This window comes from Streptomyces exfoliatus, from assembly GCF_000725545.1.
In the GTDB taxonomy this organism is placed as follows: domain Bacteria; phylum Actinomycetota; class Actinomycetes; order Streptomycetales; family Streptomycetaceae; genus Streptomyces; species Streptomyces exfoliatus.
In genome coordinates, this window is sequence record NZ_KL647056.1 from 138,075 (window position 1) to 154,077 (window position 16,003).

At 72.3% G+C, this 16,003-nt stretch carries 15 protein-coding genes; 9 read left to right on the top strand and 6 right to left on the bottom strand.

Annotated elements, in window-relative coordinates:
- Positions 1-47 precede the first annotated feature (47 nt).
- Positions 48-713: a bifunctional DNA primase/polymerase gene (locus tag IO20_RS0135100; protein ID WP_030214652.1), complete on the bottom strand. Its 666-nt coding sequence runs from the start codon at positions 711-713 to the stop codon at positions 48-50.
- Between the two features lie 294 nt (positions 714-1,007).
- Between IO20_RS0135100 and IO20_RS41930 the strand changes: the two genes are divergently transcribed.
- Positions 1,008-2,375, top strand: a complete 1,368-nt coding sequence (locus IO20_RS41930) for an NsdA family TPR-like regulatory protein (protein ID WP_369405426.1) — start codon at positions 1,008-1,010, stop codon at positions 2,373-2,375.
- A 108-nt stretch (positions 2,376-2,483) separates the two neighbouring features.
- Positions 2,484-3,902, top strand: a complete 1,419-nt coding sequence (locus IO20_RS0135110) for a hypothetical protein (RefSeq protein WP_030550017.1) — start codon at positions 2,484-2,486, stop codon at positions 3,900-3,902.
- A 9-nt stretch (positions 3,903-3,911) separates the two neighbouring features.
- Here IO20_RS0135110 and IO20_RS0135115 read toward each other — a convergent pair whose 3' ends face one another.
- A complete protein-coding gene (locus IO20_RS0135115) occupies positions 3,912-5,201 on the bottom strand; it encodes an ABC transporter substrate-binding protein (protein WP_030550015.1) in 1,290 nt (429 codons plus the stop codon).
- A 180-nt stretch (positions 5,202-5,381) separates the two neighbouring features.
- Between IO20_RS0135115 and IO20_RS0135120 the strand changes: the two genes are divergently transcribed.
- Positions 5,382-5,825 carry an SCO4402 family protein gene (locus IO20_RS0135120; RefSeq protein ID WP_030550013.1) on the top strand — a complete coding sequence of 148 codons (444 nt, stop codon included), beginning with the start codon at positions 5,382-5,384 and terminating at the stop codon, positions 5,823-5,825.
- A 70-nt stretch (positions 5,826-5,895) separates the two neighbouring features.
- Positions 5,896-6,747 carry a formyltetrahydrofolate deformylase gene (gene purU, locus IO20_RS0135125; RefSeq protein WP_030550011.1) on the top strand — a complete coding sequence of 284 codons (852 nt, stop codon included), beginning with the start codon at positions 5,896-5,898 and terminating at the stop codon, positions 6,745-6,747.
- 15 nt (positions 6,748-6,762) lie between these two features.
- On the opposite strand, the gene IO20_RS0135130 is transcribed toward purU, so the two are convergent.
- Entirely contained in the window at positions 6,763-8,049 is a 1,287-nt protein-coding gene (locus IO20_RS0135130; protein ID WP_030550009.1) for a maleylpyruvate isomerase N-terminal domain-containing protein, read from the bottom strand.
- Positions 8,046-8,627 carry a sigma-70 family RNA polymerase sigma factor gene (locus IO20_RS0135135; RefSeq protein ID WP_030550007.1) on the bottom strand — a complete coding sequence of 194 codons (582 nt, stop codon included), beginning with the start codon at positions 8,625-8,627 and terminating at the stop codon, positions 8,046-8,048. The genes IO20_RS0135130 and IO20_RS0135135 overlap by 4 nt, the downstream gene beginning before the upstream one ends.
- Positions 8,628-8,812: 185 nt before the next feature.
- Here IO20_RS0135135 and IO20_RS0135140 point away from each other — a divergent pair, with 185 nt between their 5' ends.
- Entirely contained in the window at positions 8,813-9,256 is a 444-nt protein-coding gene (locus IO20_RS0135140; protein WP_063761399.1) for an STAS domain-containing protein, read from the top strand.
- Here IO20_RS0135140 and IO20_RS0135145 read toward each other — a convergent pair.
- Positions 9,228-10,742, bottom strand: coding sequence for a class I adenylate-forming enzyme family protein (locus IO20_RS0135145; RefSeq protein ID WP_030550003.1), 1,515 nt, complete (start codon positions 10,740-10,742; stop codon positions 9,228-9,230). The genes IO20_RS0135140 and IO20_RS0135145 overlap by 29 nt on opposite strands.
- 165 nt (positions 10,743-10,907) lie before the next feature.
- Between IO20_RS0135145 and IO20_RS0135150 the strand changes: the two genes are divergently transcribed.
- The 4 genes from IO20_RS0135150 to IO20_RS0135165 all read left to right on the top strand — a co-directional run bounded on the left by IO20_RS0135150 (position 10,908) and on the right by IO20_RS0135165 (position 15,000).
- The gene (locus tag IO20_RS0135150) at positions 10,908-12,122 is read left to right on the top strand and encodes an amidohydrolase family protein (protein WP_030550001.1); all 1,215 of its coding nucleotides are present in this window, start codon (positions 10,908-10,910) and stop codon (positions 12,120-12,122) included.
- Positions 12,122-13,255 carry an acyl-CoA dehydrogenase gene (locus IO20_RS0135155; protein ID WP_030550000.1) on the top strand — a complete coding sequence of 378 codons (1,134 nt, stop codon included), beginning with the start codon at positions 12,122-12,124 and terminating at the stop codon, positions 13,253-13,255. Before IO20_RS0135150 ends, IO20_RS0135155 begins: the two co-directional genes overlap by 1 nt.
- Positions 13,256-13,260: 5 nt before the next feature.
- Entirely contained in the window at positions 13,261-14,121 is an 861-nt protein-coding gene (locus tag IO20_RS0135160; protein ID WP_030549998.1) for an acyl-CoA dehydrogenase family protein, read from the top strand.
- Positions 14,122-14,484: 363 nt separating this feature from the next.
- On the top strand, positions 14,485-15,000 hold the full coding sequence (locus tag IO20_RS0135165) for an ATP-binding protein (RefSeq protein ID WP_245685168.1): 516 nt from the start codon (positions 14,485-14,487) through the stop codon (positions 14,998-15,000).
- A gap of 64 nt (positions 15,001-15,064) precedes the next feature.
- On the opposite strand, the gene IO20_RS0135170 is transcribed toward IO20_RS0135165, so the two are convergent.
- Entirely contained in the window at positions 15,065-15,991 is a 927-nt protein-coding gene (locus IO20_RS0135170; RefSeq protein WP_030549995.1) for a cyclase family protein, read from the bottom strand.
- Positions 15,992-16,003 lie beyond the last annotated feature (12 nt).

The window sequence follows — 16,003 nt, forward strand, 5'->3', positions numbered from 1 at the left end:
GAGTAGTACGGGCCCACCCTAAGGGCGGGCACGCCGGAGACCCAGGGTCAGGACGTACGGCTTCTCGCCTCCGCCGCCTCCCGGCCACACGCGTACGCGAGGGCGCTGATCAGTTCCTCCGCGTCGGGCAGCCAGCGGTTCGCCGGGGTGGGGCGCCGGGCCCACTGCACCGCGCCGGAGCCGCCGATCCGGGTCGGCGGGGCCGCCACGTAGTGGCCCTCGCCGCGCGTGGTGAGGTCGATGGAGGCGGGCACCCAGCCCAGCTTCCGGACGAGGTCCGGCACCTTGGCGGCGGCGCCGGGCAGCACGAAGAAGTACATCCGGCGGTCCGGCGTGCAGGTCACCGGGCCGAGCGTCAGCTCCATGCGCTCCATCCGGGCCAGCGCCAGGAACCCCGCCGACTCGGGCACCTCGATCGCGTCGAACGTGCGGCCCGTCGGCAGCAGGATCGAGGACTTCGGCTGCTTCGACCACATCCGCCGGGCCCCGACCCCGCTGCCGGTCGCCTGGGTCGACCAGTCGGGCCTGACCGCGTGGGCGCCGGGCACGGCGCACGCGTCCGCGCCGCACGAACAGCGCTCCCTGCCCTCGACGGCCTCCAGCCAGGTCCCGGGAAACACGTCCCAGTGCCGCTCTTCCGCGTACCGCACGGCGCTGTCCAGCAGCTGCTCGCCCCGCTGCTTGGGGATCTGTGCGGCTTCCGTGACTCCCATGGTCTCTTCCACGGTGAACACAACTTCCCCCGTCACCTGGGGTTACGGGCGCGGTGGACGACGTGTTGACGCATCGATCCTGCACATGGGGCGCATCGGTGCACGGGCGGGGGCGCGCGGGGGGCCGGGGAGCGGGGGTGGGTACGGACAGGTGGGGGCGCCGGTGGCGAGGACGCGGCCGACGTGTCCGGTTTCGCGTGTTCACATCGGCATTGACCGGATATTCGACGGGCAGTGATCCCTTCTCCGGTGATCACCGCACGGCCTCAGGGGGTACTCATGGCAGCCAGGCCACTGGTTCCACGCCAGCTCAACGAACGGCTCCAGGCGCTCATTCAGGAGGCCGGCTGCTCCAACGCCGGTCTCGCCCGCAGGGTGAACATGGTCGGCGCGGAGCGCGGCCTCGACCTGCGGTACGACAAGACGTCGGTGGCGCGCTGGCTGCGCGGGCAGCAGCCGCGCGGCCGCGCGCCGGGGATCATCGCCGAGGCGCTGGGCCGCAAGCTGGGCCGTACGGTCACGATCGACGAGGTCGGCATGGCCAACGGCCGCAACCTCGCCGCCGGGGTCGGCCTCCAGTTCGCGCCGACCGTGCCCGGGGCGATCGAGCAGGTCTGCGAGCTGTGGCGCAGCGACGTGGGCCGCCGGGACTTCCTGTCCGGCTCCACCGTCGCGGCCTCCGCGCTGGTCGAGCCCAGCAGGGACTGGCTGATCACGGGGCCCGACCCGCACGTGGCCAGGACGGCGGGCGCGCGCGTCGGTGTCGCGGACGTGGCGGCGGTACGGGAGATGACGAGCGCCCTCGTCGACCTCGACCGGCGGTTCGGCAGCGGCCATGTGCGGCCGGTGGTCGTCCACTACCTCAACAGCGTGGTGTCGGGCATGCTGTCCGGCTCCTACCGGGAGGCCGTGGGGCGGCAGCTGTTCGCGGCGGTCGCCCGACTGACCGAGCTCGCCGGGTACATGGCGGTGGACACCGGTGAACCTGGGCTCGCCCAGCGGTACTACATCCAGGCGCTGCGGCTCGCGCAGGCGGCCGGCGACCGGGGCTACGGCGGCTATGTGCTGGCCGCGTCGATGAGCCATCTCGCCGCGCAGCTGGGAACCCCGCGGGAGATCTCCCAGTTGGCGCGGGCCGCGCAGGAGGGGGCGCGGGGGAAGGTGCCGCCGCGGGCCGAGGCGATGTTCCTCGCGGCCGAGGCGCGGGGCCACGCGCTCCTCGGGGACGTCCGCGCCTTCGAGGCGGCGGCCGGGCGGGCCGTGCGGGCCATGGAGCGGGCCGATCCGGAGGCGGGCGACGACCCGGCGTGGATCGCCCACTTCGACCAGGCGTACCTGGCGGACGAACTGGCGCACTGCTACCGCGACCTGGGGCAGGCGGAGGCGGCGGCGCGGGCGGCGGAGGAGGCTGTCGCCGGGCACCCGAAGACGCGGGCGAGGCGGCGGGCGATCGGCCTGGCCCTGCTCGCCTCGGCGCAGGTCCAGCAGCGGGAGGTCGAGCAGGCCTGCCGTACGGGGACGCGGGCGCTCGAACTCCTCGGCACGCTGCGGTCGTCGCGGGGCGCGGAGTACCTGGAGGATCTGAGGGAGCGCCTGGAGCCGTACGCGGGGGAGGCGGTGGTGCGGGAGTTCGGGGTGCGGATGGAACTGTTCGCGGCCTGACCGCCGTGCGAGAAGGTGGTGTAACCGGGCTCACACGTATGTGCGGAGGCCCGCGCCCACCCGGTAGCGTGAGCCGACGATTCCGTAGGTCCATCAGTAGGAGTCCCGGTGACGCAGAACGGACAGGGTCCGGAGCCGCAGTACCCGGCGGTGCCCCCCGCGCAGGACGCCCAAGGGGGAGCACAGCCGTGGGGTGGCGCCTGGGGTCCCGCCGGCGCCTCGCCGGGCGGTCAGCCGCTGCCGCCCGCGCAGCCGCTGCCTCCTGAGGCGACGCCGGGCGGCGCCGCGGACATGCAGTCCACCCAGTACCTGCCGCCGGTGCCGCCGGGCGGTCAGCCGCAGCCCGGCTACGGCTACCCGGCTCCGGGCGGGATGCCCCCGGCTTCCGCGCCGCAGCCTGCGGGCTACGGATATCCGCCGCCGGTGTCCGCTCCGCAGCCCGGCTACGGGTACCCGCACCCGGCCGCCGCGGACATGCAGGCCACCCAGCACATAGCCCCCGTGCCGCCGCAGCAGCAGGGCGGCGGCCAGACCCAGTTCCTGGGCACGGGACCGCTCCCGTCGCAGGGCTCCGGTGCCGGGCCCGCGGGCGCCTCGGACGCGACCCAGTACATCGCGCCCGTACCGGCGCAGGAGCCCGGTGAGCGGCAGCCGCCCGCCGAGTTCGACAACCTGTTCCGTACGGAGGCCCCGCGGGCGCCGCAGCAGCCCCAGCCGCACATGCAGCAGCACACGCAGGCGTACCAGCAGCCGCCGGTGCCTGCCCCGTACCAGCAGCAGCACCAGCCGCCGCAGCACCACCAGCAGCACCACCAGCCGCCGGCGCCCCCGCAGCAGTACGCGTACCAGGAGGCCTACTACGACGGCGGCGAGCCCGAGCCGCCGCGTCGCAAGTCGCCGGTCGCGCTGATCGCCGCCGTCGTCGTCGGCTGCGCGGTCGTCGGCCTCGGCGCCGGTGCGCTGCTCAGCGGCGGGGACGAGGAGAAGGACCCCAAGACGGGCGGCCAGAACGTCGTGGCCACCAGCTCCGCCCCGCCCACCGGCGAGGCGCCCACGGAGAAGCCGGCCGATCCGGCGGAGCCGCAGGCGCGGGAGCTGAGCAAGCTGCTCGCGACCAGCAGCGACAGCCGTGACACGGTGATCAGCTCGGTCGAGTCCATCAAGCAGTGCAAGAACCTCGACAAGGCCGCCGCCGACCTGCGCGGCGCCGCCCAGCAGCGCCGGGCCCTGGTCACCAAGCTCCAGTCGCTCTCGGTCGACAAGATCCCGGACGACGCGGCGCTGACGGCCGCGCTCACCAAGGCCTGGCAGGCCTCGGCGGCCGCCGACGACCACTACGCCGCCTGGGCCGACCAGATGAAGGCCAAGAAGGCCTGCAAGGACGGAAGGGCCCGCTCGACCAACCAGTTGGTCGCCGCGAACACGAAGAGCGGCGAGGCCACCACCGCCAAGAAGAAGGCGGCTTCGCTCTGGAACCCGACGGCCGACAAGTACGGCCTGCAGAAGCGGACGTACTCGCAGCTGTGAGAGGGCGGGCTACGGGGCGCTGAGGACGGTCTCGCCGACGTCGACGAAGCCGGGCTTCTGCGCCACGAGCCGCCCCTGGCGGACCACCTGGAACGTCACCTCGTGGTTGACGATCCGGGGGAAGCCCGGAGCGCCGAGCAGGTCCTCGTACTTCCAGCGCAGGGCCGGGGTCAGACCGCCGGTGTCGATCTGCGCGCCCCGGTCCAGGGCGTGCGCGATCTTCGTGGCCGTGATCTTGTCCTCGTCGAGGGTCTCGATGACCTCCTTGAGGACGGTGTACGCGATCCAGGTGGTCTGGACGCCCGCGTCGGCCGGGTCGACCCGGTTGTCGGCGAAGGCGTGCTCCTGGATGACCTTGCGCATCGGCGCCCAGCTCTTGTCGCCCGCCTCCGGGTACCAGCCGGTGACGAACGCGCCCTCGAAGGGACTGCGGGCCCCGCCGGTGCGGTCGATCACGGGCTGGCCGACGCTGCCGAGGACGGACGAGATCCGCACGGCGTCGGGCTTGTCGTCCGTGGCGCCACCGCTCTCGCCGTCCGGGAGGCGGCGGAAGGAGTCGAAGAACGTCTGGGTGCGCTCGCCGAGCACGGCGGTGACGCAGCCGTCCTCGTCGCCGGCCTTGTCGCGGGCCTGGCCGGCCTGCGCGGTGTACTCGGCCGCGTCCTCGACGGCCGGGATGTCGACGGCGTTGCGCTGGCTCGCCTTGCGCAGTCCGGAGTTGAGGAGTTCGGGAAGCTTGTCGCCGGCGAGGGTGTCGGGCCTGACGAGGGAGACCGTGCGGCAGGACTCGGCGAGCTGCATGCCGTGTCCGGCGATGAGGGAGGCCTGTCCGCCGTTGACGGGGTAGGAGAGCTGGCTGGTGAACTCGTCCTCCGAGATCCCGTAGCCGCCGATGTACGGGATGCCGGCGGCTTCGAGAGGGGCCATGAAGGCGCGGCCGTTCTGGCTGTACGAGCCGACGACGGCGACCGCCTTCTCGTGGACCGCCCGGCGGGCGCAGGCGGCGGCGCCGGCGCTGCTGTTGTGTTCGTTGCAGGTGAGGACACGCAGCTCGTGCCCGTCGATGCCGCCCTGGGAGTTCACCCAGCGGGCGTATGCCTGCGCCATGGCGGGCATGCCGGGCATGTTGGTCGCTCGGGTCTGGTCGGGAGCCCACGTCATCACCGTGACGGGCTCCCTGGAGCCCCCCGTGGCCCCAGGGAGCACACCACACCCGGTGAGCAACGAGGCTCCGGTCGCCGCGGTCGTGACGTACGCGAGGAGATGGGTCAGTCGCCTACCGGTCATGTGCATGCACATTTCCGCCTCATGGGTAACGCGGGAGTGAGCATGGTTCAACGACGGGTGACGTGAAGGTGAATTACGGGGGCGGAGAGGGGGCGGCTCCGCTTATCGGACAAGGGAACGTACGATCGAAACGTGTCCAGTCCAGTCTCCGGTTCGGTTAACTCTTCCCGTCGCGGCCGTCGCTCCTCCACCATGGGCGGCATGCCGCTCAATGACATGCCGTGGTGGCGCTGGCGCAGCAACGTGCGCTCGGCGCTTCACATGCTCTCCGACCCCGGGTTCCACGAGACGACCTGGCTCGCCGGCCTCGACGGGTATGGCGACGTCACCGACGCCGTCTACCGCCTGGTCGAGGACACCTGGCTCGACAACTGGTCCGCCGAGAAGTACGTCGGCTCGATCTTCCGCGACACCGGCGAGGCCGCCCTCGTCGACGTCGCCGTCCTCCGGGTGCTCCGGATCATGCACCAGGTCGGGCCCGACGCCCCGGTCTCCGCCTACCTGGAGCACCAGGGCTGGCCCGAGGCCGTACGGGCCGCCCGCGAGGCCCACGTACGCCTCGCCCAGGCCGACGGCGAGGACCCCGACACGCCCCCGCGCTCCCTCGACGTGCTCCGCATCATGACCCGGTCCTGAAACGGCCCCCGCCGTTCCGTCTGACGGACAGTGGCTCTGCGTGCCCGCCCGGGTGTGGCAGGCTGACGGGATGACCGACCAGTACGTCCTCACCCTCTCGTGCCCCGACAAGCAGGGCATCGTGCACGCCGTGTCGAGCTACCTCTTCATCACGGGGTGCAACATCGAGGACAGTCAGCAGTTCGGAGACCGTGACACCGGTCTCTTCTTCATGCGGGTCCACTTCTCGGCCGAGGCCCCCGTGAACGTCGACAAGCTGCGGGCGAGCTTCGCCGCGGTCGGCGACTCCTACGCGATGGACTGGCACATCAACCGGGCCGACGAGCGCATGCGCGTCGTCCTCATGGTGTCGAAGTTCGGCCACTGCCTGAACGACCTGCTGTTCCGGTCCCGGATCGGCGCGCTGCCGGTGGAGATCGTCGCGGTCGTCTCCAACCACACGGACTTCGAGGAGCTCGTCGGCTCGTACGGGATCCCGTTCCGGCACATCCCGGTCACGAAGGACACCAAGGCGGCGGCGGAGGCGGAGCTGCTCGAACTCGTCCGCTCAGAGGACGTCGAGCTGGTCGTCCTCGCCCGCTACATGCAGGTCCTCTCCGACGACCTCTGCAAGCAGCTCTCCGGCCGGATCATCAACATCCACCACTCCTTCCTCCCCAGCTTCAAGGGCGCCAAGCCCTACCACCAGGCGCACACGCGCGGGGTGAAGCTGATCGGCGCGACGGCCCACTACGTGACGGCCGACCTCGACGAGGGCCCGATCATCGAGCAGGAGGTCGAGCGCGTCGGCCACGAGGTGACCCCCGACCAGCTGGTCGCGGTCGGCCGGGACGTGGAGTGCCAGGCGCTGGCCCGCGCGGTCAAGTGGCACGCGGAACGCCGCATCCTCCTGAACGGCCGCCGCACGGTCGTCTTCGCGTAACGCAGGCCGGCCCTTTCACAGGCGGCTCAAGGACGCCGCCGCCGACAGGACGTCCCGGATCGCCTCGCGGTCGCCGTCCTGGCCCGCGGCCGCCTCCTCCGGCGAGATGTGACCCGCCACCAGCTGGCAGAACTCGACCCCGTCCATCGCCACCTGCGCCACCGCCCGGTCCGGCGAGCCGATCGCCGCCGGGGAGTCGAGCGCGATGTACCAGTGACCGCCGCCCGCGCCCTCCACCTCCAGGTGGAGCGAGCGGCCCGGCGCGCCCGCCGTGACCAGATGGCGGGCCGGCGCGGCGAGGCCCGTACGGCGCCGCCCGGCCAGGGCGGCCGGGAGCAGCCGGGCCGCCAGGTCGATCATGTCGTGCAGATGCGGGCCGCTGGGCGGGGCGTACGGGTACGCCACCGCGTTCGCGATGTCGTCCGCGTGCACCCAGCACTCGAAGGCCCGCTCCAGGAGCGAGTCCCGCAGCGGCAGCGCGAAGTCCTTGTACGTGACGGTCAGGTCGGCCACTCCGCGCCCCGCGAACGAGACCGTACGGATCAGGGTGTGGCTCTGCTCCCGCCAGGGGTCCCGCAGCGACCGGTTCGCCGGCCGGTCGAGGCCCGCCCAGAACGCCTCCGTCCGCTCGGACGGCGACAGCTCCGGCGTGCCCGCGCCCAGCGGGTCGTCGAGTCCGAGCGCTGCCGACACCAGGCCGTCCACGGCGAGGAGGTGGCCTATGACCCCGGCGACCGTCGCCTTCCGGCGGACGATCCGGTCCTCCTCGTACCACTTGAGCCGTACCGGCGCGTGCCACTCCGACTCGCCGATGTCCCGGAGCAGCGCGTCGAGCCGCGCGGTCTCCGCGTCGTACGGCGTGATCCACCCGGGGATCGGGATGCGGGCCGGGCGGCGGCCGAGGCAGTTCTCCAGGACGCGGGACCGCAGCAGCGGGTCGAGGTCCAGGTCGCGGTCCTCGTGCAGCAGCGCCACGGCGTCACGGAGCCGCAGGGCCTCGTCCGCGCACGGCGCGCAGGCCGTGAGGTGGTCCTCGACGGCCCGCGTCTCCCCGGCCGAACACGCCGACAGGGCCCACGCCCCGAGGAGGGACTTGAGCACGCCGTGGGTGAGGACCGGCACCTCGGGCTCCGGCTCCGGCTCGTGCTCCGGCTCGCGTTCCGGCTCCGGCCCGGGTTCCGGCTGGGCTTCCGGTCCCACGGCGGGGTTCTCCAGATCCGCGTGATCGTCCGCCGCACGGCGGGGTCCCGGTATCCACGGGGCGCGCGCGACGCCGTCCGCGTCGCCGTTCGCCCCGGTCACCGCGCTCGTCCGTAGCCGGGCGGTCCGCCGCCCTCGGGGTGCCGGGTGTTCGCCGAGGAGAGCAGCTGGAGGCCGAGGCGCAGGCGGCGACGTGCCTCGTCCTCGGTGACGCCGAGGTCGACTGCGGTCTGGCGGTAGTCCCGCCGCTGGAAGTACGCCAGTTCGAGCGCGGCCCTGAGCGGTCTCGGCATGGACGTCACGATGTAGTCGGCGCGGGCCGCGACCGAGGCTCTGCGCACCTTCTGCTCCAGTTCCTCGACGGAGCCCCGGCCCGTCTCCGCGTACGCCGTCGCCTCGTTCTGCCGCAGCCGGTGCACGGCCTGGGACTGGGTCAGCCTGGCGATCCACGCGCGCATGTTTCCCTGCTTGGGGTCGTAGGCGTCGGGGTTCTCCCAGATGTAGCCGAAGACCTCGCGGGTGATCTGATCGGCCGCGTCGTCGTCGTCGAGGACGCGGTGGGCGAGGTTGTGCACCAGGGCGGCGAACCGGTCGTACAGCTCACCGAGCGCGGCCGCCTCCCCGCGCGCGAGCCGCTGCTGCATCCTGCGGTCCCAGCGCGGTGGTGTGTCCATCGCCATCCGACTCTCCGCCCCTCCCGGTCCCCGGCTCCCGGCTCCTTGGTCCTCCTCCAACGTAGTGCGCGGTGCCGACAACGCACGTCTGTTTGCCGCAAGTGCGCCCTTGACGCCGGTCCGGGTGGTAAGGAAAGCGCCATCCTTCGCCGGGCGGGTTTCGGCCGGTTGAGGTGGGGCAGGCGGCGTCCGTGACGACGATCGAGGTCGACGAGAACGAGGACGGCTCCTGGACGGTGTTCCGTGTGCGGGGCGAACTGGACCTGGTCACCTCCCCAGGCATACGCCGCCGCGTCCACGAGGTCGTGGCGGGTGGCCGCCACGACCTGGTGATCGACCTGTCCGCCGTCCGGTTCTGCGATTCGAGCGGGGTGGGCGTGCTGATCGCGGCCCGCCGGCTGCTCCGCTCCTGCGGCGGCAGACTGCGGCTGATCCTTCCCGAGGACCGGGAGGGCCACGTCGGCCGGGTGCTCGCCGCGCTCGGGGTGCGGCGGCTCTTCGAGGTGTACGAGAACGTGGCGGATGCGCTCACGGGGACCGACCCCGTCGACGCGGCGCTCGCCTCGGAGGGGGTGGCGGCGGCCGACCGGCTGACCGCGACAGGGCTCACCGCGACGGACCGAATCGCTCCCTGAGTTTGTACTTGAGCACCTTCCGCAGTGTCTCGTTGCGGGGGAGCGCGTCCACCACCTCCAGCTGTTCGGGCAGCTTGTGGACGGAGAGGCCCGCCTCCCGGAGGAAGGCGGTCACCGCCGGGAGGGTCAGCGGGGCGGCCCCCGGGGGCTGTTCGACGACGGCGCAGACGCGTTCGCCGCGCTCGGCGTCCGGCAGGCCTATGACGGCCGTGTCGCCCACGTCCGGGTGCCGGTGGAGGAGGTCCTCGATCTCCTTGGCCGAGATGTTCTCTCCCTTACGGATGATGATGTCCTTGATCCGGCCGGTGAGGACGAGGTGCCCGCTCGGGGTCAGGTGCCCGACGTCCCCGGTGATGAGGAACCCGTCCTCGTCGAAGGCGGCGGCGGTCTGGGCCGGGTCGAGGTAGCCCCGGCAGACGGCCTCGCCGCGCAGCCGGATCTCGCCGGAGCCGGTGATCCGGATCTCCATGCCGGCGGGCGGGCGGCCCTCGGTCGTCGCGAGGTTCTCGGGGGTGTCGTCGGGCGCGCCCATGGTGATCATGGGGACTTCGGTCATGCCGTAGCCGTGGGTGAGCTGGCAGCCCAGCTCCTCGCGTACGGCGTGGTAGATCTCGGGCGGTTTGGGCGCCCCGCCGCCCGCGAGCAGCCGCAGCGTGGGGATGACCGGCTCGTCCGGCCGCTTGCGCTGCTCGGCGAGGAACATCGCGTAGAAGGCGGTGGAGCCGCCGGCCACCGTCACCCCGTGCCTGCGGTACTCGTCGAGGGCGTCGGGCAGCGCGAACTGCTCGAACATGACGGCGGGGAATCCGTAGAGCAGCAGCATCACCGTGTAGTCGGGCCCGGCGATGTGCGCGTACGGGAAGGCCATCGAGCCGACGTCGGCGGCGGTGAGCCGCAGCGCGTGCGCGAGGCAGGAGCCGCCGGCGAGGAGCGAGCGGTCGGTGTGCAGGACGCCCTTGGGGTCGGAGGTGGTGCCCGAGGTCCAGTAGATCCAGCGGATATCTGTTCCCGAGGCGGGCGGCGGGGGAAGGACGGCGGGGTCGCCGTCGGGGAGGGACTCGGGGCCGTACGCCTCGAAGACGCCGTGGGCGCCGAGCCGCCGGGCCATCTCCGTGTGGTCGAATCCGCGCCAGGTCCCGGGGACGGCGAAGAACTCCGCCTTGGACTCGCGCAGCGCGAAGCCGACCTCCTTGTCCCGGTAGAAGGGGATGACCGGTGTCTGTACGGCTCCGACGCGGGCGAGCGCGAAGGAGAGCACGGCGGTCTCGATGCGGGTGGGCAGCTGCCAGGCGACGACGGTGCCGGGGCGCACGCCCATGGCGTACAGGCCGGCGGCGCATCGCTCGGCGCGCTCGCGGAGGCCGCCGAAGGTGAGGACGCGGTCGCCCTGGAGGAGGACGGGCCGGTCGGGGGTGAGGGCGGCGCGGCGTTCGACGAGCTCCCAGAGCGTGCGGGACTCGCCGAGCGTGTGTGCGGTCTCATTCATCCCGTACTCCTCCTGGCTGACGTTCCGTCAGATGGTGCGGTGAGCGTAGAGGTCCGGCGCTTGTCGGTCCAGGGGTGCGCGGCTAGCCTGATCCCGTCAGATCTGACGGGTCATCAGAAACGGGCGGTCGGCGACGGCGGCCCGGCGAATCCGGGAGAAGGCTCCATGACGGAACTGCCCCGCATCATCAGCGTCGACGACCACGTGATCGAGCCGGCCCACCTCTTCGACACCTGGCTCCCGAAGAAGTACCGCGACCGCGGCCCCCGGCCCCTCACGGCCGGCATCGGCGAGCTGGCCTACGTCGCCGGCAAGTACCAGATCACGATGGACCCCGAAGGGCCCCCGACCGACTGGTGGATCTACGAGGACCTCAAGTTCCCGTACAAGCGCAACATCGCCGCCGTCGGCTTCGACCGCGACGACATGACCCTCGAAGGGATCACCAGGGAGGAGATGCGCCGCGGCTGCTGGGACCCCAAGGCCCGCCTCGCCGACATGGACCTCAACCACGTCGAGGCCTCCCTCTGCTTCCCCACCTTCCCGCGCTTCTGCGGCCAGACCTTCGCCGAGGCCCACGACAAGGAGGTCGCCCTCGCCTGCGTCCGCGCCTACAACGACTGGATGGTCGAGGAATGGTGCGGCGACAGCGGCGGCCGGCTCATCCCGCTCTGCATCATCCCGCTCTGGGACATCGACCTGGCCGTGGCCGAGATCCGGCGCAACGCGGCCCGCGGCGTCAGGGCCGTCACCTTCTCCGAGATCCCCACCCACCTCGGACTGCCGTCGATCCACTCCGGCTACTGGGATCCGTTCTTCGCCGTCTGCCAGGAGACCGGCACGGTGGTGAACATGCACATCGGCTCCAGCAGCCAGATGCCGGCCGCCTCCCCCGACGCCCCGCCCGCCGTCCAGGCCGCCCTCAGCTTCAACAACGCCATGGCCTCGATGATGGACTTCCTCTTCTCCGGCGTCCTCGTCCGGTTCCCCACGCTCAAGCTCGCCTACAGCGAGGGCCAGATGGGCTGGATCCCCTACGCCCTCGAACGCGCCGACGACGTCTGGGAGGAGCACCGCGCCTGGGGCGGCGTCCGTGACCTGATCCCCCAGCCCCCGTCCACGTACTACTACCGGCAGATCTTCTGCTGCTTCTTCCGCGACAAGCACGGCATCGCCTCGCTCGACGTCGTCGGCCGCGACAACGCCACCTTCGAGACCGACTACCCCCACGTCGACTCGACCTTCCCGCACACCAAGGAGGTCGCCCTCGACCACGTCCAGGGCCTCGACGACGAGACCGTCTACAAGCTCATGCGCGGCAACGCCATCCGCATGCTGGGCCTGGACCTCGACCGCCACCGCGACCGGGGAACCGTCTGATGGACCTGTCCTGCACCGACGAGGAGGAGGAGTTCCGCGCGCGCCTGCGGGAATGGCTCACCGCCACCCTGCCCACCCTCCCGCCGAGACCCGACCCGCTCGACTGGCCCGCCCGCCGCGCGTACGACTGCGGCTGGCAGCGCCGCCTGTACGACGCCGGATACGCCGACACCCACTGGGACGCCTCCCCCACCCAGCGGCTGATCTTCCTGGAGGAGACCGAACGCGCCGGCGCGCCCTACGTCGGCGCCAACTTCGTCGGACTCCTCCACGCGGGCCCGACGATCGCCGCCGAGGGAACGGCGGAACAACGGGCGCGGTGGCTGCCGCCGATCCTGCGCGGCGACGAGGTCTGGTGCCAGGGCTTCAGCGAACCCGACGCCGGCTCCGACCTCGCCTCGCTGCGGACGAAGGCCGTCCGGGACGGGGACACCTACGTCGTCACCGGCCAGAAGATCTGGACCTCCCACGCCGAGGTCGCCGACTGGTGCGAACTGCTCGTACGGACCGACCCCGACGCGCCCCGGCACCGGGGCATCAGCTGGCTCGCCATGCCCATGGACGCGCCCGGCGTCACCGTACGACCGCTGCGCACCCTCGCCGGGTCGACGGAGTTCGCCGAGGTCTTCCTCGACGAGGTACGCGTGCCCGTCGGCCACCGGATCGGCGCCGAGAACGACGGCTGGCGGGTCACCATGGTCACCCTCTCCTTCGAACGCGGCACCGCCTTCGTCGGCGAGGTCGTCGCCTGCCGCCGCCTCCTCGGCGAACTCGCCCGCACCGCACGCGAGAACGGCACCTGGGACGACCCCGTCCTGCGGCGGCGGCTCGGCAGGCTCTCCGCCGAGTTCCAGGCCCTCTGGCGGCTCGTCCAGGCCAACGTCAGCGAGGCCCAGGCCACCGGCGGAGTCCCCGGCGCCGGCGGCTCCGTCTTCAAACTGCACTACTCCCACGCCCGCCAGGAGCTGTACGAGGCCGCCGCCGCCGTCGTCGGACCCGACGCGCTCGACCTCGACCGCGACTGGACCCTCGACCGCCTGTCCTCGCTCTCGTACACCATCGCGGCCGGCACCTCCCAGATCCAGCGCAACATCGTCGCCGAGCGCATCCTCGGCCTCCCGAAGGGCCGGTGACCACCGTGGACTTCCGACTCACCGAGGACCAGCGGGCACTGCGGAAGGGGGTACGGGAGCTGCTCGACCGCCGCTTCGACCGGGACGCCCTGCGGGGCGCCGTCGACGCGGGGCGGCTCGACCGGGCGCTGTGGCGGGAGCTGGGGGCGGCGGGATTCTTCGCGCTGCGACTGCCGGAGTCGCAGGGCGGGGTGGGGCTCGGCCTCTCCGAGGCGGTGCTCGTCTTCGAGGAGGCGGGACGGGTGCTGCTGCCGGGACCCCTGGTGGCGACGCACCTGGCGGCCGGGGCCGTGCCGGGGGCGGCGGAGGGGGACGCGGTGGTGACCGAGGCGGCGGAGGGGCTGGTCCCATGGCTGGACGCGGCGGACGTGGTGTTGGGTGACGTGACCGGGGCCGTACCGATGCGGTCGGTGGACCCGCTGACGCCGCTGCACAGGGTGCGCGATGACGGGCGGACGAGCGATCCGACCGCCGTCCTGCTCACCGCCGCCGAGCAGGTCGGGAGCGCGGAGGCCACCACCAGGACGGCCGTCCGGCACGCCCGCGAGCGGGAGCAGTTCGGGCAGGCGGTCGGGGGGTTCCAGGCCGTCAAGCACCTCTGCGCCGGGATGCTCGTCCGTACCGAACTCGCCCGCGCCGCCGTGCGGGCCGCCTCGGTCACCGCCGACCCCGTCGAGATCGCCGGGGCGAAGCTGCTCGCGGACGAGGCCGCCACCGGCAACGCCCGGGACTGCCTCCAGGTCCACGGCGGCATGGGCTTCACCTGGGAGGCGGACGTCCATCTGCATCTGAAACGGGCCTGGGTACGGGCCCGGCTGCGGCTGCCGGCGGCCCGCGCGGAGGAGACGGTGGCCGCCGCTCTGTGACGGCTCCATAGCGCTCCGTGCCCGAGGTGTCACGGAATGTCGATACCGGGTTGTGTCCTTCGGCGCGGCCGTCACGGCCCGGAGTCGGCCTCCGGCTCCGGTACGCTCCGTGGGATGCGAGAGCGCGTTGTCCCGGATCGTCCCGGTGTCGCCCCTGAGGTGACTCCGGGTCGGGTGATGCGCGCCGCTCGCACCCGGCGTTCGACTACCCGCAGAGTGCGTCGCACAGTATGGACCATGCGTACTCCTTCGCGCTGGAATATGCCCGAAGCGCTTGTTGCGGTGACTGTACGTCAACCATGCTGTCCCTTAAGGGAATCACGTTCCGTAAAGGTGTGTCCGCCGGTTCGGATGGTGTGAGCGGTGCAGGTGCTTCAGGTGCAGTTGGAGGTCGGGGCCGACCCGGCGGAGGTGGGGCGAGCCCGGAGGTGGGCCCGGTCACGGCTCGCCGGTTCGGGCATACGGGATGACGAGCCGCTGGCCGAGACGCTGGTGCTGATCATCTCGGAGCTGGTGACCAACGCCGTGGTGCACACCGGCTGTCCGGCCGTGCTGCGGATGCTGATCGCGGCGGAGGGCGGGGTGCGGGTCGAGGTGGCCGACGCGAGCGAACGCCCGCCGAAGCCGAGGCACGCCGAGGGCGAGGACACCAACGGGCGCGGCCTGGAGCTGGTGGACGGCCTCGCGGACCGGTGGGGCTGGCAGCCCGAGGGGGCCGGCAAGAGCATCTGGTGCGAGGTCGACCGGGCTCCGGTCGCGCCTTCGCCGGTCCCGGGGGCACCAGGGGTATCGGTACCAGGGGTGCCGGTCCCGGGGGCGCCGGTGCCAGGGGCGTCGGTCCCGGGGGCGTCGGTCTCGTCCGGCCGCGTGCACTGCTGAGGGTCCAGGGGGTCTGCCTTCCGGATCGGGCCGCGAGGTCGGCGTGCGCGCCGGAAGGCAGGCCCTACAGGATCGCCACGGGGGCGACCGGTGTACCCGTGGCGCCGACGAACGGCTCGGGCATCGCGGAGAGCAGGAACGCGTACCGCCCCTCTTGTGCACAGGCTGTGGACAGACTTTCCAGATTCCAGTTCTGGCCCTGGAGCATCCCCATCTCGACCAGGTCGAGCGCGTGCACGGGCAGCCACAGGTCCTCGATCTCCGGCGGGAAGATCTCGAACGTGAGGGTGTCGTTGGCGACGGCCGCGACGTCCCGGTCGTGGAACCACTCCGGCGTACGGACCGAGAGTCCGGGTGACGGAAAAGCGTACCCGTGGCGGTCGCCGGCCAGGTACGACCGCATCTGACCCGTCCGTACGAGCACGATGTCGCCCGACCCGACCGTCACCTCGCCGAACTCGGCCGCCTCGTCCAGGTCCTCGGGCGTGACGGCGTGGTCCCCCGGCAGCCGGTCCAGGCCCTTCGCGGCGGCCACGTCGAGCAGCACGCCCCGGCTGACCAGGTGCCGGGCGGTGTGGATGCCGCTGAACTCCGAGCGGCCGTGCGCGGTGATGGTGGCGGCGGGCCGGCCGTTGTAGAGGCGGCCCGAGTGCGAGACGTGCGTCAGGGCGTCCCAGTGGGTGCCGGCCTGGAGGCCCAGGGTCACGGCGTCGTCGCTGGTGGCGACCGTCCCGGGGCCGAACAGTTCCTGGTTGATCTGGACCATGACGTGGAGCGGGTTGACCCGGCCGGGGATCATGCCGGTCTGTACGCCGTCCTGCTTCAGGTCGACGGCGAGCGGGACGCGCAGGCCGGTGCGGACGGTGGCGACGGCGTTCCGCACGACCTCGTCCGTGACGAGGTTGAGGGTGCCGATCTCGTCGTCCTGGCCCCAGCGGCCCCAGTTGTTGACGCGCTTGGCGATCTCGTGGAATGCGGCGGGCAGAGACATCGGGGCCTCCGG

Bases quoted from the DNA above. Each gene is read 5' to 3' on its own strand.
- IO20_RS0135155 (WP_030550000.1), top strand. From the start codon at position 12,122: ATGGACCTGTCCTGCACCGACGAGGAGGAGGAGTTCCGCGCGCGCCTG.
- IO20_RS0135170 (WP_030549995.1), bottom strand. From the start codon at position 15,991: ATGTCTCTGCCCGCCGCATTCCACGAGATCGCCAAGCGCGTCAACAAC.
- IO20_RS0135150 (WP_030550001.1), top strand. From the start codon at position 10,908: ATGACGGAACTGCCCCGCATCATCAGCGTCGACGACCACGTGATCGAG.
- IO20_RS0135145 (WP_030550003.1), bottom strand. From the start codon at position 10,742: ATGAATGAGACCGCACACACGCTCGGCGAGTCCCGCACGCTCTGGGAG.
- IO20_RS0135100 (WP_030214652.1), bottom strand. From the start codon at position 713: ATGGGAGTCACGGAAGCCGCACAGATCCCCAAGCAGCGGGGCGAGCAG.
- IO20_RS0135115 (WP_030550015.1), bottom strand. From the start codon at position 5,201: ATGTGCATGCACATGACCGGTAGGCGACTGACCCATCTCCTCGCGTAC.
- IO20_RS0135120 (WP_030550013.1), top strand. From the start codon at position 5,382: ATGGGCGGCATGCCGCTCAATGACATGCCGTGGTGGCGCTGGCGCAGC.
- purU (WP_030550011.1), top strand. From the start codon at position 5,896: ATGACCGACCAGTACGTCCTCACCCTCTCGTGCCCCGACAAGCAGGGC.
- IO20_RS0135135 (WP_030550007.1), bottom strand. From the start codon at position 8,627: ATGGCGATGGACACACCACCGCGCTGGGACCGCAGGATGCAGCAGCGG.